The 19,596-nt window shown below is 65.8% G+C and carries 19 protein-coding genes; 5 read left to right on the forward strand and 14 right to left on the reverse strand.

What is annotated here, in order from left to right:
• Positions 1–12: 12 nt before the first annotated feature.
• The 3 genes from ACOZ4H_RS02545 to mutL form a co-directional block, all read right to left on the reverse strand.
• Positions 13–1,245: a carboxypeptidase regulatory-like domain-containing protein gene (locus ACOZ4H_RS02545; protein ID WP_424327832.1), complete on the reverse strand. Its 1,233-nt coding sequence runs from the start codon at positions 1,243–1,245 to the stop codon at positions 13–15.
• 51 nt (positions 1,246–1,296) lie between these two features.
• Entirely contained in the window at positions 1,297–2,241 is a 945-nt protein-coding gene (locus ACOZ4H_RS02550) for a sugar kinase (protein WP_424327833.1), read from the reverse strand.
• A gap of 78 nt (positions 2,242–2,319) precedes the next feature.
• Positions 2,320–4,467, reverse strand: a complete 2,148-nt coding sequence (gene mutL, locus ACOZ4H_RS02555) for a DNA mismatch repair endonuclease MutL (protein ID WP_424327834.1) — start codon at positions 4,465–4,467, stop codon at positions 2,320–2,322.
• Positions 4,468–4,601: 134 nt separating this feature from the next.
• Between mutL and ACOZ4H_RS02560 the strand changes: the two genes are divergently transcribed.
• Positions 4,602–4,745 carry a hypothetical protein gene (locus ACOZ4H_RS02560; RefSeq protein ID WP_424327835.1) on the forward strand — a complete coding sequence of 48 codons (144 nt, stop codon included), beginning with the start codon at positions 4,602–4,604 and terminating at the stop codon, positions 4,743–4,745.
• A 105-nt stretch (positions 4,746–4,850) separates the two neighbouring features.
• Positions 4,851–6,119, forward strand: coding sequence for an HAD family hydrolase (locus ACOZ4H_RS02565; RefSeq protein ID WP_424327836.1), 1,269 nt, complete (start codon positions 4,851–4,853; stop codon positions 6,117–6,119).
• Between the two features lie 12 nt (positions 6,120–6,131).
• On the opposite strand, the gene ACOZ4H_RS02570 is transcribed toward ACOZ4H_RS02565, so the two are convergent.
• Positions 6,132–6,989 carry a hypothetical protein gene (locus tag ACOZ4H_RS02570; protein WP_424327837.1) on the reverse strand — a complete coding sequence of 286 codons (858 nt, stop codon included), beginning with the start codon at positions 6,987–6,989 and terminating at the stop codon, positions 6,132–6,134.
• A 214-nt stretch (positions 6,990–7,203) separates the two neighbouring features.
• Between ACOZ4H_RS02570 and ACOZ4H_RS02575 the strand changes: the two genes are divergently transcribed.
• Entirely contained in the window at positions 7,204–7,710 is a 507-nt protein-coding gene (locus ACOZ4H_RS02575) for a hypothetical protein (protein WP_424327838.1), read from the forward strand.
• A 64-nt stretch (positions 7,711–7,774) separates the two neighbouring features.
• Entirely contained in the window at positions 7,775–7,975 is a 201-nt protein-coding gene (locus ACOZ4H_RS02580) for a hypothetical protein (RefSeq protein WP_050037213.1), read from the forward strand.
• Between the two features lie 14 nt (positions 7,976–7,989).
• Here the strand turns inward: ACOZ4H_RS02580 and ACOZ4H_RS02585 are convergent, their stop codons facing one another.
• The 8 genes from ACOZ4H_RS02585 to mutS form a co-directional block, all read right to left on the reverse strand.
• Positions 7,990–8,439 carry a hypothetical protein gene (locus ACOZ4H_RS02585; RefSeq protein ID WP_424327839.1) on the reverse strand — a complete coding sequence of 150 codons (450 nt, stop codon included), beginning with the start codon at positions 8,437–8,439 and terminating at the stop codon, positions 7,990–7,992.
• Positions 8,440–8,509: 70 nt separating this feature from the next.
• Complete coding sequence (locus tag ACOZ4H_RS02590; RefSeq protein ID WP_424327840.1) at positions 8,510–8,821, reverse strand: DUF7521 family protein; 312 nt, start codon at positions 8,819–8,821, stop codon at positions 8,510–8,512.
• 1 nt (position 8,822) lies between these two features.
• A complete protein-coding gene (locus tag ACOZ4H_RS02595; RefSeq protein WP_424327841.1) occupies positions 8,823–9,194 on the reverse strand; it encodes an ArsR/SmtB family transcription factor in 372 nt (123 codons plus the stop codon).
• A gap of 360 nt (positions 9,195–9,554) precedes the next feature.
• Positions 9,555–10,736 (reverse strand): LolA family protein, encoded by a 1,182-nt coding sequence (locus ACOZ4H_RS02600; RefSeq protein ID WP_424327842.1) that lies wholly within the window; start codon positions 10,734–10,736, stop codon positions 9,555–9,557.
• Positions 10,737–10,845: 109 nt separating this feature from the next.
• Positions 10,846–11,622, reverse strand: a complete 777-nt coding sequence (locus tag ACOZ4H_RS02605; protein WP_424330327.1) for an ABC transporter permease — start codon at positions 11,620–11,622, stop codon at positions 10,846–10,848.
• Between the two features lie 53 nt (positions 11,623–11,675).
• A complete protein-coding gene (locus ACOZ4H_RS02610; protein ID WP_424327843.1) occupies positions 11,676–12,692 on the reverse strand; it encodes an ABC transporter ATP-binding protein in 1,017 nt (338 codons plus the stop codon).
• A 142-nt stretch (positions 12,693–12,834) separates the two neighbouring features.
• Positions 12,835–14,778: a PAS domain S-box protein gene (locus ACOZ4H_RS02615; RefSeq protein ID WP_424327844.1), complete on the reverse strand. Its 1,944-nt coding sequence runs from the start codon at positions 14,776–14,778 to the stop codon at positions 12,835–12,837.
• A gap of 74 nt (positions 14,779–14,852) precedes the next feature.
• On the reverse strand, positions 14,853–17,618 hold the full coding sequence (gene mutS, locus ACOZ4H_RS02620) for a DNA mismatch repair protein MutS (RefSeq protein WP_424327845.1): 2,766 nt from the start codon (positions 17,616–17,618) through the stop codon (positions 14,853–14,855).
• A gap of 136 nt (positions 17,619–17,754) precedes the next feature.
• Here mutS and ACOZ4H_RS02625 point away from each other — a divergent pair, with 136 nt between their 5' ends.
• Positions 17,755–18,147 carry a nuclear transport factor 2 family protein gene (locus tag ACOZ4H_RS02625; RefSeq protein WP_424327846.1) on the forward strand — a complete coding sequence of 131 codons (393 nt, stop codon included), beginning with the start codon at positions 17,755–17,757 and terminating at the stop codon, positions 18,145–18,147.
• A 7-nt stretch (positions 18,148–18,154) separates the two neighbouring features.
• Here the strand turns inward: ACOZ4H_RS02625 and ACOZ4H_RS02630 are convergent, their stop codons facing one another.
• Positions 18,155–18,757 (reverse strand): class I SAM-dependent methyltransferase, encoded by a 603-nt coding sequence (locus tag ACOZ4H_RS02630; protein ID WP_424327847.1) that lies wholly within the window; start codon positions 18,755–18,757, stop codon positions 18,155–18,157.
• A 45-nt stretch (positions 18,758–18,802) separates the two neighbouring features.
• Positions 18,803–19,543: a 1-(5-phosphoribosyl)-5-[(5-phosphoribosylamino)methylideneamino]imidazole-4-carboxamide isomerase gene (gene hisA, locus ACOZ4H_RS02635; RefSeq protein WP_424330328.1), complete on the reverse strand. Its 741-nt coding sequence runs from the start codon at positions 19,541–19,543 to the stop codon at positions 18,803–18,805.
• Positions 19,544–19,596: the final 53 nt, after the last annotated feature.

A 19,596-nucleotide genomic window follows, 5' to 3' on the forward strand; every position in this document is an offset into this window, starting at 1 on the left:
AAAAACGTCCCGTTAGCGTCGTCGGCGTGCGAGGACAGCCACTGCGAGCAGTGCGGCCATCGTCAGGGCGACCGTGAAGCCCGGACCGCTGCCGTCAGTCGTTTCTGTCGCCGTCTGTTCCGGCGTAGTGGCCGCCCCGTTCGTCGTCTCCCCATCCGGCCTGAACGCGGTGACATTCGTCGTCGTGGTGAGGTCGCCGGATGTCGCAGTAAACGTGACGTTTCCGGCCGTCGGGACCGTCGCGGTTATCTCGCCGTCCGCGTCGGTCTGTCCGACCTCGGTCCCGTTCCGGGTCACGGTCGCGTTCGCCACCGGTTCGTCGTATTCGTCGGTGACCGTGAGGCGGACGTTCGCGTCAACGACGACCTGTCTGTTATCGGGGGAGAGCGTAATCTCCGGGGTACGCTGGATTTCCACGTCTATCGATTTTTCGTCTTCGGCGACGCTGACGCGTCTCTCGACCGTCTCGTAGCCCTCTTTGGTAACTGTGACGTCGTAGCGGTCGTTGACCGGCACGCTGACCGATGCTGTCCCGTCAGAGAGCGTCGGCACGGTCCCGTCGAACCCGTTGTCCGATTCGACCTGAAGGTTCGCACCGCGGATCGGTCTCGGGTCGTCGAAGTGATCGTCGACGACCGTGGCCTGCAGCAGAACCGACCCTTCACGAATCCGGACCGTCGTCGTTGTCTCGCCGGAGACGGGAACGGTGGTCAGGTTGCGGTAGAACCCCGGCTTGGTGACGATGACGCTGTACTCGCCTTCTTCGACGGGCCGTGTCGTGATGGTCCCGTCGCTGCCTGCGTTCATGTCGACCACGTAGTTCCCGTCTCGATACAGCCGGATTCGGGCGTTCTCGGCCGGTTGACCGTCCCCGTTCACAGCGTTGACTGTGGCCGTCGCTGACTCCGAGACCGCCACATCGATGGACTCTGTCTCGGCGTCCTCAACGACGTACGGAACGTTTCGGACGTACTCGTCATCGTGTATCTGAAGGGTGACGTTGGCTCCTTCCGGGACGTCGATGAGTGCCTGCCCGTTTGCCCGCGTCGTCTCATTGGACGGCCCGCCTGCGCCGTCGTTCCACGTCGCCGATATATCGATACCGCTGAGCGGGTCGCCGTCCTGGTCGACCACGGTGACGGTGAGTGTCACCTGTGACTGTGCAGCAGCCGTTCCCGCCACCACCCCAGCCCCCACCAGAAGTGTCAGCAGTCCGATTGTCAACGCGCTACGATGGTCGAACATACCTGATCAATAAAAGAGTGGACGTAAATCAGTACTGGCGGTAGGCACCTCCTACGGCCGTTTAGATTGCTGATCGCTGACAAGACGCTCAACCTCGGATGGTTCGAGCGGTGTCAATGGCCCTGACATCGTCCGAGAGAGCGCCGCTGCCGCGACACCGTGGACCAGTGCCTCGTCCGTGTCGGCACCAGCGGCCAGTCGCTGGAGCGTCGCGCCGATGAAGGCCCCGTGTTGCCCAGATTCGTCGACGGCGGTCGTCTCGATGGCGTCCTGCTCGTGAACGACACCGTCGTGGTAGGCCACTGCGCCGTACTCGCTCCGTGTGAGAATCATGCGGGTGAGGTCGTACTCCGTTGCGAGCGTGTGGACGATATCCCGTGGCTCCCCTGTCGTGTCAAACACCGTGGAAACCTGGTCTTCGGCGGCAAAGAGAGTATCGACGGCCGGCAGCAGGTCTGCAAGTGCGTCGCGGGCGTCCTCGGCGTCCCACAGCCCAGGGTGGAAATCAAGGTCGAACGCCCGCATGCCTGCGGCCGCTCTGAGCAACGCCCCCGTCGTGTCGGCGGCCGTGTCTGAGAGGGAGAGGGTTGCGCCCGAGGTGAACACTACGTCCGCGTTCTGTATCTCGCCCATCGGAAGTTCGCCGGGCGTCAGCGTCGCCATCGCGGTGTTATCGCGGTCCTGTAGCAGCCGCTCGGCACGGGGTGGGTCGGCGACCTCGTGGAACGTGAGCCCCTGCCGGCCGGTATCCGGATCTGACCAGACAACCTCTGTCTCCAGACCGAACTCGCGGAGCTCCGCGACGACGCGCCGGCCGAGCGGCGTGTCCGGAACCTTCGACAGCCACCGTGCGTCGGCCCCGAGTCGGCCGGCCGTCGCCGCAACACTGCTCGCGGTCCCGTCGACGCGAATCGACGCCTCACGGGCCGTCTCGAACCGCTGTCCGTCAGGGGGTGCAAATCTGAGAGCGGTCTCGCCGAACGTTACGAGTGACATACCGCGTGCATCGGGAGACGTAGGTTTAGTTTAATCGGCTGTATCGATTGCTGTGTCGGAGAACGACTGCCCCTACCCTTATCGCCGCCGACCGCCGTGTCCGGGGTAATCCCGCTCGAACCGGTCTTCGAGTTCCTGCCGGTCGATGTGGATGACCGTCGGCCGCCCGTGGGGACACGCGTAGGGGTTCGCACAGTCGTCCAGCGCAGCGAGTAGTTCCCGGACGGAGCCCTCAGTCAGCGACGTGTTCCCGGTCACGGAGGGGTAACACGCCAGGTCGCCGAGCAGTTCGTCGGCCGCCGCCTCGACCGTCGCCGCCGCCTCGTCGTCGCCGGCGACGAACGCGCCGAGTACGTCTCTGACAATGTCCGGGCCGGCCGCATCGGCGATGACGCCCGGGAGGGTTCGGACCTCGACGCTTCGCTCACCCGTGCGCGCCGTGTGGAACCCCAGACTCGCCAGCGCGTCGCTGCGCCGGTCGAACACCTCGGCTTCGCGCGCGGTCAGTTCCAGTTCGACCGGGTCGGCGAGCGCCTGCGTCGTCGTTTCCCCCTCGAACTTGGCTTTGAGCCGCTCGTAGTTGACCCGCTCGTCCGCCGCGTGCTGGTCGACCAGTACGAGGCCGTCGTCCGTCTCTGCGACGACGTAGGTGTCGGCTAACTGTCCGAGAATCCGCATCGATGGCAGCGACTCGTGGGTCGCGTCCGGTTCGTCGCCGAGGCGTATCTGCTCCTGGCCGCCGGTGAACTTCTGTTCCCCGCTCTCTGTCCGGTCCGTTCCGGATGTCTCGCTGCGTTCACCATCGCTATCTCCACTCGAAACGATACCCTCTCCCTGGCCCGTCTCGGATTCGCCCGACGCGTCGTCCGTCGTGCCGGTCACAGAGGGTCGTTTCGTGTCGGACGACTGAACGGATGGGCCTGTATCGGACGACTGGCGACCCGCTGTTTCCGTCTGGGTGCTGTCCGGTCGGGCCGTGGACTCAGTACTTGGCTCCTGTGCTGTCGCATCAGCACTGGTCTCTGTTGCGGTGGTGTCCGTCTGTCCCGGCGTTGCTGCTTCGTCTACGGCGTCCCGGCCGTCCGGGCTCGACCGCTCGCGTCCGCTGTCGGTCGCTCCGTCCGCCTCCGGCGTTATCTCCGTCTGCTCGGGTGCTGACCGGCCGCGTGGCGCTGTCGAGCGCAGTAGTCCTTCTCGTAACAGCGCATCCTCGACGGCGGTCCGGACCTGCTCGCGAACGCCCTCGTCGTCGGCGAAGCGGACCTCCATTTTCCGGGGGTGAACGTTCACGTCCACGTCGCCCGCGGGCACGTCCAGAAAGAGGACGGCGAAGGGGTAGCGGTCCGGCGCGATCTGGGTACCGTAGGCGTCGATGACGGCGTCGCGAACGGTGCCAGCCCGGACGTAGCGGCCGTTGACATACGTCGAGAGATACTCGCGGCCGGCGCGGTTCGTCTCTGGGTGGGACACGAGGCCGTGGACGCCGTCGAGCGGCCCGTCGGGGAAGCTCCCAGCCTCGTCTCCCTCCGCTTTCGCTTCCGAACCCGCACCGACCGAGATCATCGACTCGGCGACTTCCCGACCGTAGACGGACATCACTGTCTCGCGCAGGTCGCCCTGTCCGGTTGTTGAGAACGTCTCGCGGTCGCCGTGGGTCAGCGAGACTGCAACGTCCGGGTTAGCCAGCGCGTAACTGGCGACGACGGTGTTGACGTGGGCGAACTCCGTCGACTCCTGTTTGAGGTACTTCCGGCGGGCCGGGACGTTGTAGAAGAGGTCATCGACAGCTATCGTGGTCCCCTCTGGACAGCCAGCGGGGCCGACTGACGTGACGTCGCCGCCTTCGAAAACGAGTTCCGTCCCCACGTCGCCGCCGCGAGGTCTAGTCCGGATCGTCAGCCGTGAGACCGCCCCGATTGCGTGCAGGGCCTCGCCGCGGAACCCGAGCGTTCCCACGCCGCCCTCCAGATCCGCGATGTCGCGGATCTTCGACGTTGTGTGTTTCTCGACGGCCGTCTCGACGGCCTCGCGATCCATCCCGACCCCATCGTCCGTGACGCGAATTCCGTCGGTTCCACCGGCCTCGACGACGACATCGACCCGGTTCGCGTCGGCGTCGATGGCGTTCTCGACCAGTTCCTTGACGACGGAGGCTGGCCGCTCGACCACCTCGCCGGCCGCGATGCGTTCGACGGTCCGGTCGTCGAGTCGCTGGATGTCGGTCATACGTGCCTCCGCATGTGGTACTACCGGCTAACGGGCGAAGCGACTTGATACTGTCTGCCCTCGCTCGAGCGTATCAGTCTAATCATGGAAATAGTTAACACAAAACAGTCCTGACCCCCGCATGGTGACGATCCATGTGCCACCACAGAGAACGCTCCTGGACAGAAGCGACGGCGGACGACGAGGCAACTGACGAGGACGAGGAGGAGCTGCCATCCTTCCTCAACGAGGAGGCGGCCGAAACCGAGGTGCTGACCGACGGCGGCGACGAGGCGTAGCAGCGGCGCACCCTCGACAGCGGTGTTGGCAAACCAGCCGTTTTTTGCTGCGAGTACCGCAAACCCGATAGCTAAAGTGCGCTCGCCGTCAGTCGCCACTATCCTGTGGACCTCGACATGGAACAATACGACCAACTCTACCGTCTGTATAAGAGCGTAGACACGACGACGCTGCGCGGATATCAGGAGTTCGTCGACCTGTTTCCCCCGCTTAGCTCTGCCGTCGCGCTGGAACAGTGGGAAACCGCCAGTGACCGCCTCGACGACCTCAAAGCCGACATCACTGACGAGTTTCCCGGGACTGGCGAGACCTATGCGGAAATCGCGGCTCGACTGACCCGCGACGAGGCCTTTACCGCGCTCGACCTCTACTCGAAGTACGGCCGGTCGGTGAACGTGCTCGTGCTGGACGTCGACGAGACGCTCCGGTCGGCCGGCGACACCGACAACGAAATCCCCCGCGACACGCTGTATCTCCTGACACAGTTCCACGAAGCGGGCGTCCCTATCGTTGTCTGTACCGGCCAGACGCTGGAGAACGTCAAGGGGTTCATGATACAGGGGCTTGGCAACGATCTCGTCTCCTCCGGCCAGATGAGCATCGTCTACGAGTCCGGTAACGGCGTGTTCACGCCCAAACACGGCGAGGACACCAAGCGACTGCTCTACGAACGCCTCGACGATGCGGTCGTGGACGTGTTCGAGACCGTCCGTCGCCGGGTCCTCTCGGAAGCTCCGGACGCCGTCGGCAAGCGCTGCCATCTCCAGGGTAACGAGTTCAACGTCACGCTGAAACCTAACGCCGAGGTCGGCAGCGACAACGCCGTCGAAATCATCGACGAGTCGCTGCGGTACCTCTGTGGGCTGGTCGGCGACGCCATCGCCACGCAAGTCGACGCCACGGTCGACGACCCCGCAGGCTACGCCCGGGCCTACTTCAGCCGGGACCCGGAGATTCTGGACGTATTAGAGGCGGGTGGCCTCTCGACCGACGCCGACATCGACGACGCGCCCGAGGCGTTCCGCGACATCCTCGAACGCGTCGACCTGGGCTACTACGAGGGCGACGCGGCCGAACTCGTGAGCCTCGAACTGGACAAGTCCGCCGGCGTCGAGGAGGCTTTCGACGTGCTGGGCATCGACGACCCGTTCGCGCTCGTGATGGGCGACAGCAAGAGCGACCTGCGGGTGATGCGCTGGACCGACGAGAACGACGCCGGTATCGCCGCCGCCCCCGCGCATTCCTCGCCCGACGTGCTCGACCACGTCAGTTCGAGGGACGACCTGGTGTACGAGGCCGGCGACGCCAGCACGGTTCTGCGGACTATCTACGGTATCAGTCTGATTGAGCAATTGGACGAGCAGGGCGAGTGAGCCGACGACGCCCTACGTGTTGACCGCGGCTTCGCTGCTGCGGTGACGCTCGGGCCACTCGCCAGCAGCGGGGGATTGCGGGTCGACATCCGCGACGAACCGCATCGTCGTGATATTGAGTACGAGCCCCAGAAGTCCGCCGCCCACGATTCCGATGGGAAGGCCGACCGCAGGAACGTTGACGACGACAGCGGTCGCCACCGCTGAGACGAGCAAAACGAGCCCCGCGTAGCCGACTGTGTAGGCGAGGTACGCTCCACCGTCGACAGCCAGTTTGTACGAGCCCCGAGCCGCCGCCAGCAGGCCGGTTTCGCGCAACACGATCAGATACGGCGTGGCCCAGAACAGATACCCGGCGGCCAGCAGCAGCGGCACGAGGACGACGAATACCCCGAGAACCGCGCCACCGCCACCGACCCCGCCGGCACCGACTGCGCCCAGCGCGAAGGGTGCGATGAACAGATACGGCAACACCGTTACCGCGAGAAACGGGACGAAATGGGTCCGGGCGTTCGCGGCGAAGTCGTCGTCGCGGCCGACGAGACGCGCGGCGATAGCGCCGAAGTAGCCTGCACTCAGGCCGGCCCGCAAGAGGATCACCAGGGGGACGACCACAACGGCGAACGGAAGCGATACCGGGAGGCCGGCGTTCACCGACACGCCGGTACTGGGCGGATCAACGAACTGCCAGATAGTCACGACGGACGCGGGGACGCCGAACTTGATGCCGAAGTGGACTCCGTCGTAGGTGAGTACTTGCCGGATACTATCCGTCTGCATAACCGCCAGCAGTATCGGGACCAAGATGAGCGACATGTGATCGCCCGCTCTCTTCCAGCCATCGGCCAGTCGGACGGTGAACGTCGGCATCAGTCGCGGTCCCTCACCGAGTCTGGGTGCTCGTTTGGTACTGGCCGTGGTACACGCAATGCTCCCGGTTCGATGCGTCGCTGTGCAGCGCTTGTGCGATTGGTGGAGGGCATCGGCTCAAATATCCGCACACGATTTGATATGTGTTCTGGTGGGGCCACGCTGGTATCTCGCGCCACCCAACAATTAGGCGTCTCCCGGCCGAACGACCACCATGAGTCTCGATAACGTGTTCGGGCAGGTGCCGGACCCGCAGTCGTACTCCTTCCCGGACTACTCGCTCCCGCAGGGCGACCCCGTCAAACCCATCGCGCTGACCGACGACGAACTGGCGGCGTTGCTTGACCTGTACGACGCGTTCAGCGCTGTGGACCCGACGGGCATGGACTCGAACCCCTTCCTGCGGGCGACGAGCGAGTTCCTCCAGCAGACGCTCGGTGCGCCGCTCACCCGGCCTGACGAGCAACTGAACGACGATATCGCCGGTCTGCTCAACGACTTTTCGGACGACCTGGGCGGGCAGTCGATGGCCGTCGTCGACGCGACGCCGGCCCACCACCGGACGCTGTACTTCTTCCTGACAAGTTGCAAAGCGTACCACATGGCTCCGCACCTGCAGTTCGACCCCGACCCGGCCGCCGTCGAGACGCTGTATGCCGTGTACGAACGCGTCACCGAGCAAGCGTTCTACCTCAAGCGGCCGAAAAGCGTTCTCGAGTGACTGCCAGCGTACGCCCGGCGGACGCTCCGGTCCGTTTATCGGGGAGCGAAGTAAACTGCCGCCAATGACAACCGATCAGCCCGAGATTCCGGTCGTATGCGAGGAGTGCGGGACGCGGACATCGGTCGCGTTCGAGGACGTCGAGGACGCCGTCGCGCGCCACAACGAGCAGCTCCACGACGGTGAGCCAGTCGCCGAAGTCGACCCCGACGTACTGGAGGAACTCGCCGACCGACTCGCGAAGGACATCGGCCTGCTGGAGTAGTCAGTCGTCCGGCGTCACTCGTCCAGCGGCAGCCGCTCGTAGGCCTCACGGTCAGCGCCGGCGGCGAGCGCCCGCGGCCGCAGCCGGCAGACGTTCTTGACGGTTCGTGGGCCGAGCACGCGGGGCGAGACGAACCGCGGTCGCCCCGGCTCAGTTCCGGGGCCGTCGCCCAGCGCGAGCACCGCGCCGTTGAGGTCGGCGAGCGGGATACACGCCAGGTCGCCGTTCGCCGATTCGAACTGGACGTGGGTCGTGTCGCCGGGCATCGCCGCCGCCTCTAACAGTTCGAACACATCGATGCCGGTGTACTCGCGTTCGATCCGGTCGCCGGAGGCACACTCGAACCCGACCGGCCCGCGGATGACTTCGAAGGGGAGCGTTTCGGGTGCAACGTCCCAGGGGAGCAATACCGGGTCAGCCCCGTCGATGCGGACCGTCGGCCGTCCCCCCGCAGTTTGCGCCATACGTATCCTTTCCGCCTGAGACCCTTCAGCGGTTCGGGACGGCCGTGATTCGCCACACACATTCCGACTCTCACTCCCGGGAGTGGAGCGAGTACGCGATAAAGAGGACGCCGACGAACTGGAAGGCACGAGTGACGAGCGTCAGCGGTTGCTGGAACTGACTGGAGAGCAGGCCCTGGCGAAGGAGGACCGACCCGGTGAACGCGACGACGAAGGCCACCGCCGTGAGGCAGAACAGCCCGACCGAGAGATACTGCATCGCGCGGCTGTTGTGTCGGCGATACCCACGGTAGGCCTGGTAGCCGACGTACCCGCCCAGTACAGTCGAGCCAAAGGCCAGGGCGGTGATGAGCCAGTTCATGAGCGTCTCGATGGCGACCATTTCAGAGGTTCTCCCACATTTTTGTGAATCGGTCCGCGGTGTCCTGTTCGCCCTGTCCAGGGAACGCCGGCGGTTCGGTCCGCTCGATATCGGTCTCGAAGTCGCCGTCGGCAAGCGCCAGCGAGAACTCCGAGAGCGTGGCAGCGAACACGCTGTAGTCGTTGCCGCCCGTCTCTATCTGGGTCTGCTCCTCGATGAGGCCGTACTCCTGGAGCCACTCGACCCGTCTGTACACGGTCGGTTGTGACATCTCACACTGGTCGGCGAGCTGTTTCGCGGACATGGGTTTGACACTCGTTGCTGCGAGGATGTCCCGGGCGTACTCGTCACTGAGCAGGTCGAGGATGTCGCCCACGGCCGGGTCCTCACTCACGTACTGGACCAACGTCCCGTCCCTGAATAAAAGGTCCCGTCAGTTTCCGAGTCAGAAGTCAGCCGCGTCATAGAGGGGCGCAGTGTCAGCGGAGACCGGCGCGGTCAGGGCGCGTCCTCGGGCAAGGGCGGACGGAGCAGGAGACCACTTCGCGGGCGGCGTGGCCCACATCACCCCCAGGGTGGCAGCCCCGGGAAACCCCGGGGCAGTGTGGTGGACAGACAGCGGCCGTAGCCGGAGGGCGCTAGCGGCACGGTGTTTTCAGGGCCGCTGCACTCGTATCGAGGGGTGGTTGCATCATATAAGGTGCAGTCGAACTTCTGACCCAGAAAACGGCGGCCTGATACGCCAGTGTGGGGTTCACTCGGCGGCGGGACAGCCGATTGACTGGCCGACCGTGATGAGTCGGTCCGCGGACACGCCCTCGCCGCGGATCGTGTACCGGTAGCTTTCACAGCTCCAGGACAACGACGACGTCGGCCCGCGGGTGAGCTGTGCCTGCCGGCCGTCGATTGTCACCTGACCGTCGCCATCCGAGGGCGAATACGTGTAGTTGTACTTGGCGACGGTGAGCAGACTGGTTCGGTTCGCGTATCGGAGGCCGACGCCGCGGATCTGTCCCCGAGTCTGCGTTGCGTAGGTCAGTTCGTACCCCGGCGGGATGTCGGGCTCCGGGACCTGCATTTCCGCCTCGGCTTCGAGTGCACCGACCGACTCGTATGTCCGCGTATCCGGCGTCTCCGGGACAGTGACGGTCGTGTCGTCAGGGAAGTCGGGGGTGAACACGTCCTCGGACACGCCCGTATCGTAGCTGACGTTCGTGTACGTCGTCGTCACGACTGTGTGCTCACCGTCTGTCGTCCAGGCAGTGCGCTTTTTCACCGGGAAGAACCGGTCTATATCCACCCAGATCGTCTGCTCGTAGGCCGCCGTGTCGTTTTCCGGTGCCACGCGGATGACGTACGCCTCGCGGCCGTCAACGGATTCAGTGCCACGGTAACTGACGGCCATCGATCCGGTAGATTCGGTCGGCTGCCCCTCGCCATGGGGAACGACGGGCAACGGCTCAACCGACTGGGAGTCGGGCGTCTCGGCTGCCGCTGACATATTGAGCTTCGTAAGCAGGCGCTGCAGCCGCTCGCCCCGGTCCGCCCCGGTCCCGCTGAGCGAGATACGCGTCGCGTTCTCGCGGCGCTGGTCGTACAGCCACAGTGCCGACCCGTTCGACACCCGCAGATCGTACCGCCGTGCGGTGCTGTTGACGACTGCCAGCCGTTTCTTTTGGGTCCCCGGCTGGAGCACGGCGTCGTAGGTCGTCCGGCTCGCCACTGTCCCGTCCCTGGTGATTGTCGTCGTCTGGGTTGCGTTGACGCCGTCTATCGCTTCGTAGCGTTGCTGCACGTCCGCGTCGATCCGGGGTTGATCGGCGGTCCCGGTACTCGCAAATACGAGCGACCATGTCGCAACAGCCAGCACACCAACGACGACCACCGCCGCGATGGTGAGCACCAGTCGTTCCGATGTGAGGTGTCGAGTGACCATATCTGGGGGTACAGGGCGGGAGATTGCCCGACGCTGTGCGCTCTATCTGAGCGACAGTGTTATTTATCACATAACCGGCACCACAAGTAAAACCTCCTGTCCGCTGCGGTCAGTAGTCGCCGAGCACGCCGAGGCGTCTGGCCCGCCGGGTCGTGTACTGGAACACGACGTATCCGAACAGGACGTAGCCGGCCGGGACACCGACGAGGAGGCCCAGGTCGACGGCAGAGAACTGCCAGAGGCGGGTCCCGTCGACCATCGCCCGCTGCAGGAGCGCGCTCCCGTGGGCCAGCGGCAGCATTCGCGTCCAGCCGAGTTCGAACACGGGCGCGGAGATGAGGACGATGAACCCGAACTGGAGCAGATTGAGCCAGTTCCCGATGCGCTTGTACAGCACCGCGACGCCACCCGCCGCGAATCCCAGGCCCAGTACCGACGCGATGGTCAGCGACGCGACCACCACGACAGTGAGGACGTTCAACTGGAGCGACGTCCCGGTGATCGCCAGCATCACCGCCAGCACCACTGTGGAGGTGATGAACGTCCGGACGACTTTCGCGACGCCCTTGCAGAACGCGACCGGCGCGAAGCCAAACGGCGTCATGACGTGCCGTTCGAGGGTGCCCCACTGGGCTTCGCTGCCGATGTCGCTCGAAATCGACTGGTAGGCCCCGACCGAAAGCGACCACAGGAAGTAGCCGACGATGATCCCCTCGATGGAGTCGGTTATCGCCCGCCCGGCGAGCATCCGCCCGCCGTAGAACAGCAGACCGAAAAAGAACACCGAAATAACGATGCCGCCGACGGCGTTGGCCGGATAGCGGACGAAGATGAGGTACTCGCGGTACAGCACCGCCCGCGCGAGGTCGAGATACCCCGCCCGCATGGCGTCGTCAGCGACCGTACCGGCGCTCGTGGTCAACGCTCCGTCCCCTTTCGTCATCGTTCCTGGCCCGTGATTTCGACGAACACGTCCTCCAGATCCGGTTCGACCGTGCCGACGCCGGTGAGTGTCACGTCGTGGTCGCGACACAGGGCCAGCAGGCGGTAGAACCCGTCGCTGTCGGTCGCTACCTCGACGCGCCGGCCCCGCTCGCCGCTCGTCACGTCGACCACCTCGAAGCGGTCCCGGATGGTCGTGAGCAGGTCGTCGGTGATGTCGGGGCTGGTGACGGCGAACGCGCTTGCGGTGAACTGGTCGAGCACGGCCGGGACGCTGTCGTCTGCGATGATCTCCCCTTCGTTCATGATGATGACCCGGTCGCAGACGTCCTCGATGACGTCCATGTCGTGGCTGCTGACGACGGCCGTGAGGTCGCGCTCGTCGACGATGCGGCGCAGTTCCCGCCGCAGCGTCAGCGAACTCTCCACGTCGAGTCCCAGCGTCGGCTCGTCGAGAAACACGAGGTCCGACTCGCTGGCCAGCACGCTCGCCAGCGACACCTTCTGTTTCATCCCGCGGGAGAGGTCCCGAACGGGTTCGTCGGCCTTCTCTAGGAGATCGAGTTTCGCCAGCAGCCGCTCGTGGCGGTCGGCGACGGCGTCGGGCTTGATGCCCTTGATTGTCGAGAAATAGCGGAGGTTCTCCCGGACAGTCAGCCGCCAGTAGTCGTTCCGCGCGCCTTCGAGCATCCCGTCGACGTGACGGTAGGCCGCCCGGGGGTGCTCGTTCATGTCGATGCCCTGAACGCGGATGCGGCCGGAATCGGGCAACACGAGCCCGAGAATCGACTTTATCGTCGTCGTCTTGCCCGCACCGTTGGGGCCCAGCAGGCCGACGACCGTCCCTTGCTCGATGCGAAACGACACGTCGTCGACGGCCGTCACCGCGTCCGCACCGCTGCCGAACTGCTTTGACAACCCCTCGACGGCGAGTGCGGGCGTCGCTCCGTCCCTCGGCGCAGTCGACTGCTCGGCAGTCCGCGATCCCCGCCGGGGCGGGCGCTGGGATGACATTACCGACATTGAGGGCTTCAGAACCAAAAGGCCAGTCACGTCCTGCGGTGGTTCTGCTACCGGCGTTGCTGCCCCGCTCCCGGTGCCGTCCCTGGCTGTTCAGCAGCAGCGGGCTGCCGTGGATGGCTTCGTCCCGAACCCACTACTCAGGCGGTTCGAGACCTGTCACCTCGAACCGCGCGCCGCCGGCCTCGCTCTCGGTGGCTGTGACCGTCCAGCCGTGGACCTCGGCGATCCGCTGAACGATTTTGAGCCCGAACCCGGTCCCGTCCTCGCCGGTCGAGTAGCCCCCTTCGAACACCTGTTCGCGGTCGTCCGCTGGAATGCCCGTCCCGTCGTCTGCGACGTAGAAGCCGTGTCGATCCGTGTCTTCGACTGTACCGACTCTCACAGTTATGTTCTCCCCGCTGTGTTCCGCGGCGTCGTCGGACGGCGTCTGAGCGTCCGCGGACCCGTGTTCCGCACTGTTCCGCAGGAGGTTCGCCAGCAGCCGTCGGAGTTTCGCCGTATCAGCCCGAATCTGACGGTCGGTCTCGACGACGAGCGTGTTCCGGGTCCCCTCGACGGTCTGCCAGCACTCCTCGACGATGTCCGCGAGCGCAACGGATTCGAGGTCGGTCGCCGTCTCGCCGGCGCGTGCGAACGTCAGGAGGTCGTCGATCAGCACTCGCATTCGCTCGTGAGCCTGCGATACCTTGTCGAGAGAATCGCTGTCACACTCGGCCCGGGCCAGTTCTAGATGCCCTTCGGCGACATTCAGCGGATTCCGGATGTCATGGCTGACGATGCTGGTAAACTCGTCGAGGCGCTCGTTCTGGCGTTCCAGCCGCTGTTCGTACTCTCTGCGCTGGGAGATGTCCCGCCCGATACCGACGACGCCGGCTACTTCTCCGTCGGTGTCGGTCAATCGGGTGCCAGTGAACTCGTACGGGATGCGCTCACCGTCAGCAGTCCAGAGTTCGGCTTCGACAGTCGTTCGCCCGTGTTCTACTGCCTGATTCACCGCTTCGCGGATCGTCTCGCGCTCGTCAGCGGGGAAGAAATCATGGACGGCCATATCATCGATTTCGGCATCGCTATAGCCCGTCACTTCGGGAAAGCGTGCGTTCCACTGCCGGAGATTACCGGCCGATCCGACAACGTAGAACAGGTCATCGAGCGTATCGAGCGCCTGGTCGATGAACTCGCGCTCCTCGCGGAGCTGGCGCTCACGGTCGAGGCGGTCAAGCGCCGCCTTCGCGTGGACCGAGAGCGTCTGCGCGAGCGTGACGTCCGTGTCGTCGAACGCACTGGCCTCGCACGACCCGATGAGGAGGACGCCGTGGTCCCCGAGCGGAAGGGTGACCTCGCTACGGATGTCCGTCTCCGGATTGTACCGATCCGGGTTCGACGTGATATCGTCGTGGACCCGCGTCTCGCCGGTTTCGAAGGCCTGCCACGCGAGCCCGTCCCCGCGCTCGAACACCGGCGGCATGCCGATGAGTTCCTCGACCTGTTCGGTCCAGGCGACCGGATACAGACTGTCGCCGTCGGCGAAGTGGACCGCGTTGGCCGGCATATTGAGGATAGTCCGGGCCGCGTCCACTGTGACTTGGGCGATCGCGTCTTCGGTCGTGGCTCGCATGAACGCCCTGGCAGTAGTGTGTAATTCTTCGATAGCGCGCTCGCGCCGTGTGTTGTGCTCGCGCCCGATCCCGTCGGCAGTCCGCTCGACGGCGTTGACAACGCTGTGTGCGAGCCGCGCGTACGGCTCGGCGCCGCCGTCGGCCCGGAGATACTCGGTGACACCGGCGGAAATCGCGTCGCTGGCGGCTGCTTCGGTCCCCTCGCTGGTGAACAGGATGAACGGAAGGTCCGGCTCTCGCTTGCGGACCGCATCAAGGAACTCGACGCCAGTCTGCTCCGGCAGGTCGTAGCCGGCGATGATACAGTCGAACGTACTCCTGTCGAGTCGATCAAGTCCATCGGCGACGGTCGTCTCCGTCTCAACCGTGACACCGCAGTGCTCCTGTTCGAGAGCGCTCGTGGCTGCATCGACGACAGCCGGATCGCTGTCGACGTGGAGAACGCGGATCCGGTCGGTCATTGCCTCTCACCAGTGACAACTCGCGTATATCTCTTCGGGCGTGAGTATCGCTGTTGAAAATCGGGCGATGCACGCTACTCGTCGTCCAGTTCGGCCTGCCACTCCTGTACTTTCGCCATCAGCTCGACCGGCGGCGTCTCGTTGACATCCAGTTCCGTCAGCTCCGAGAGGACAGCCTCGGTTTCCGGGTCGAGCGACGCTGCTGCCTCGTCGCTATTGGGGACTTCAGCTGCGGACTCCCCGGGCGCGTGTTCGGGATCGCCGTCGGTCGCCATCGGCTCAGCCCCCGAATCAACCGACGTGCCCGCTGACCCGGCCGTGCCGTCCCTGAACTGCCCCGAATCCAGGTCGAAGACGGCCTGTGTCGTCCCGCCGTCGTCCCGCTCGCTGCCCCGAATCTCGATGGCCTTGTCGTCACGCAAACGGTCGAGCACCTCCTGTGAGCGGTCGACGACCGGTTCGGGGACGCCGGCGAGGTCGGCGACGTGGACGCCGTAGGAGCGGTCTGTCGGTCCGTCCCGGACCGTTCGGAGGAACGTCACGTCGCCGTCGCCCTCCGCAGACCGCGGCTCGCCGTCGACCGCGACGTGGACGTTCTCGACGGTCGGCAGTTCCTCACCCAGTGCGGTCAGTTCGTGGTAGTGGGTCGCAAACAGCGTCTTCGACTGGATGGAGTTGACGATGTACTCGGTCGCCGCCCAGGCGATTGAGATGCCGTCGAAGGTAGCGGTCCCGCGGCCCACCTCGTCGAGGATGACCAGCGACTCGTCGGTGGCCGAGTGGAGAATGTTCGAGAGCTCCTGCATCTCGACCATGAACGTCGAGCGCCCCTGCGCGAGTTCGTCCAGCGCGCCGACGCGGGTGAAGATGCCGTCCACGAGGCCGACCGTCGCCGACCGCGCCGGGACAAAGCTGCCCACCTGGGCAAGCAGCGTGATGAGCGCGGCCTGGCGCATGTACGTCGACTTCCCGCTCATGTTCGGCCCGGTGACGATGAGGAACTGCCGTTCGTCGTCCATGTAGAGGTCGTTCGGGACGAACTCGGTGGTCTGTTCGACGACCGGATGACGGCCGGCCTCGATGGACAGTTCGTTGCCGTCGACGACCGTCGGCCGGGTCCAGTCGTTCTCAACGGCGTGGACTGCGAGCGACGCGAACGCGTCCAGTTCCGCTAGCGTCCGGCCCACGTCCTGCAGCAGCGTGGCGCGCTCGGCCACGCGCTCGCGGAGGCCCTGGAAGCGCTCGTACTCCATGTCGTGGCGGCGCTCCTCAAGACGCAACACGTCCCGCTCCTTCTCGTCGAGTTCGGGCGTCGTGTAGCGTTTGGAGTTCTTGAGCGTCTTGATGTGCTGGTAGTCGTCGGGAACGGTGCCGGTCTCGCTCTTACCGACCTGGATGTAGTAGCCGTCCGTCTTGTTCCGGTCGACCGAGAGGTGGGTGATGCCGGTCCGCTCCTTCTCGCGGTCCGGCAGGGTCTCTAGCCACTCCAGGGCGGCCTCGTGTTCGTCGATGATCTCGTCGAGGTCGTCGTCGTACCCCCGCTCGAACAACCCGCCCTGTCGCACTGTTCCCGGCGGGTCCTCAACGAGCGCGCTGTCGAGGTCCGCGGCCAGCGCGTCGGCAGCCTCGCGGTCAGCGCCGTCGAGGGCGTCGGCGAGCGGCGACTCGGCCAGCCGCTCGGTCTCGGTGACGGCGTCGGCGACCTGTCCGAGCAGCGCTAGCGTCTCCTGAACCGCTCGCAGGTCCCGCGCGTCCGCACTGCCCGACGTGGCCCGGGCGGCCAACCGTTCGAGGTCGTAGGCGTCCGACAGCGTCTCCCGGATCCGTTCGCGGGCCATCGCCGCCTCCGACAGCGCCGACACACAGGACTGCCGCCGGCGGAGTTCGGCCCGGTTTCGCCGGGGCCGCTGGAGCCACTGCTGGAGCAGTCGCCCGCCGGCAGCCGTGACGGTGTGGTCGATAGTGTCGAACAGCGACCCCGAACTGTCGCCCTGCATCGTCTCGGTGAGTTCGAGGTTCCGCTGGGTCGTCGCGTCGAGGTCGACGTGGTCGCGCTCGCCGTAGGCCTGCAGCCGCGTGACGGCCGCCAGCGTGCCGACCCCGGTGTCCTCGACGTAGGACAGTACCGCGCCGGCGGCCTGGACCGCCACGTCTTTGTCGCCGATACCGACGCTATCGACCGTCTCGCTCCCGAACTGCTCCCGCACTGTGTGACTCGCCCGACCCGGCTCGAACGACGCCGAGTCGTGCAGCGTCAGCGCCGCGCCCGTCCGCTCGCGCAAGCGGTCCAGAAACTCGTCGTCGTTTCGCAGTTCCGGGCCGGGAAGAATCTCCGCAGGTGCGAACGTGTACAGTTCTGTCAGCGCCTCGCCCGCGTCGGCGTCGTCCAGTTGCGTGACCTGGAACTGGCCCGTGGTCACGTCCGTCGCGGCGACGCCGTAGGTGTCACCGCCGTCCCGGCTGGCCTCTCGGACGACCGCGGCGAGGTACTGCGCCGACTCGTCGCCGGTTTCCAGATGCGTCCCGGGCGTGACGACCCGCGTTATCTCGCGGGCGTGGCCGTTCTCGGTCTCGTGCTGGTCGGCGATAGCGACCCGGTAGCCCCGCTCGACCAGCGCGGAGACGTACGGCGTCAGGTCATCGACCGGGACCCCCGCCATCGGGTACGACGAGCCGTGGGAGGACTTCTGGCTCACCTTCAGGTCGAGTTCGTCGGCGACGATCTCGGCGTCCTCGGCGAAAAACTCGTAGAAGTCGCCACACTGCATCGCCAGCAGGTCCGCGTCGGTCCCCTCCTTGAGCGTGAGGAACTCCCCGACGATTCCCGTCGCCTCTGTCATACACGTCCGTGTGGCCGTCCCGGGCGTAAGGATTGCGGGTCCGGTGTGAGAAGCAGTAATTAAATCCGGACCAGTGTCTCGAACAGCCGGAGCATCGGGTGTATCAGTGAAGTGTCTGGCTACTGTACGGACGCGCATGAACGCAAGCGAGACTATCGAGGCCTACTACGCGGCGCTCCGTGCCGGTGAGCCGCTCAGCCCCTTCTTTGCTGACGACGCGGACCGCTCGGTGGTCAAGTTCGGCATCTCCGAACAATTGGTCGGGACCGACGCCATCAGGGCAGGCCTGCAGGAGCAGACCGAGACGACGGTGGACTGGACCGTCGAGAGCCGCGCGCTCCGGGTGACAGAACGAGAGGGATACGCGTGGTTCAGTGACGACGTGGCACTGCGCTGGACCGACACTGAGGGCAAGGTCCGCCACGAGTACGACACGCGCTGGAGCGGGACCCTCGAGGCCACCGGCGGGGCGCGCGAGTGGCAGTTCGTCGGCATGCACGTCAGCACGGCCGACGATTTGGCACAGTAGGCGGTCGCTAATCGTCGGCGAGCGTAGCGAAGACGAACTCGCTATCGCTCCCGAGGGGGTCCGTCGCGGTGACCGTCTCCGTCTCGGTGAAACCAGCGTCGGCTAACTGGTCCAGGGTCGCCCGCCGACCCGGTGCCGAGAAGAACATCGACCCGCCCATCCAGCCGCGCCGGACGGTCTCGAACTGGCCGCTCGGCAGCGTCATCAGCACGGTGCCGCCCGGCCGGAGCACGCGAGCGAACTCACGGTAGACCGTCGGGTGCTGGTCCCGCGGGACGTGGAAGACGGCGTGGTAGGCCGTGACTGCGTCAACGCTGTCAGTTGCGACCGGGAGCGCCGTCATGTCGCCCTGGACGAGACGGCTGTCCGGTACTGTCTCTGCTGCGAGATCCAGTCCCGAACGGGAGAAGTCGAGCCCGACACTGCCAGAGGGGAGGTTCGCGAGCGTTCGCGCGCCGTCGCCACAGCCCACGTCGAGGACGGTCGGCGCTTCGGGGAGCCGTTCGAGCAGGTCGTCGAGCAGGGCTGCGTCCGACCCGGTCGGGTCGCGCCGTTCGGCGTAGGTCTCGGAGACGCTATCCCACGCACGACGGACCTCGTTTCGGTCCATACGTGTTGTGAGGGCGCCACACGGTTATGCGTTCAGCCGGCCCGGCTACTCCGATGATTCGGCGAGCGCGGCAATTGCTGCGTCGAGGGTGAACTGCCCTTCGTAGAGTGCACTGCCGACGACAACCGCAGCGGCCCCGGCCGACCGCAGCGCCAGCACGTCGTCGATTGTCGCCACGCCGCCGCTGGCGATGACGGGGATGTCGACGCTGTCGACCAGTCGCCGAACCGGGTCGGTCCGGACCCCCTCCAGTTGCCCCTCCACGTCAACGTCGGTGAAGAGGATGCCGCCGGCCCCGAGGTCGGCGTACCGCTCGGCGGCTTCCGCGGGGTCCAGACCAGTGCCTTCGGTCCACCCGGAGACGACCACCTCGCCGTCCTTCGCGTCGAGGCTCACGAGCACACTACCGGGGTGCTCGTCGCTGATTTCGCGGACGATCTCCGGCGTTTCGACGGCCGCCGTGCCGAGGATGACGCGGTCCAGACCGCGGTCAAGCAGCGAAACGGCGTCTTCGGCGGTTCGGATGCCGCCGCCCAACTGCACGTCCACGTCGGCTCCTACCGCGTCGAGGACGGCGTCGATGGCCGCCGCGTTCTGTCGCTCGCCCTCGAACGCGCCGTCGAGGTCGACGAGATGGAGCGTCCGCGCACCGGCGTCGACCCACCGCTGTGCGGCCTTGACCGGGTCGCCGTAGGTCTTCTCCGTGCCGCGTTCGCCGCCGACTAACTGGACCACCTGTCCGTCCTGCATGTCGACCGCGGGGACGACCTCGAACTCGGGGAACATGGCCGGTGGTCCGGCGGCGGCCGTCGAAAGCGTGTCGGTCCGATGCGTGCGGA

It is taken from the genome of Haloarcula amylolytica (assembly GCF_049705545.1).
Classification (GTDB): Archaea; Halobacteriota; Halobacteria; order Halobacteriales; family Haloarculaceae; genus Haloarcula; species Haloarcula amylolytica_B.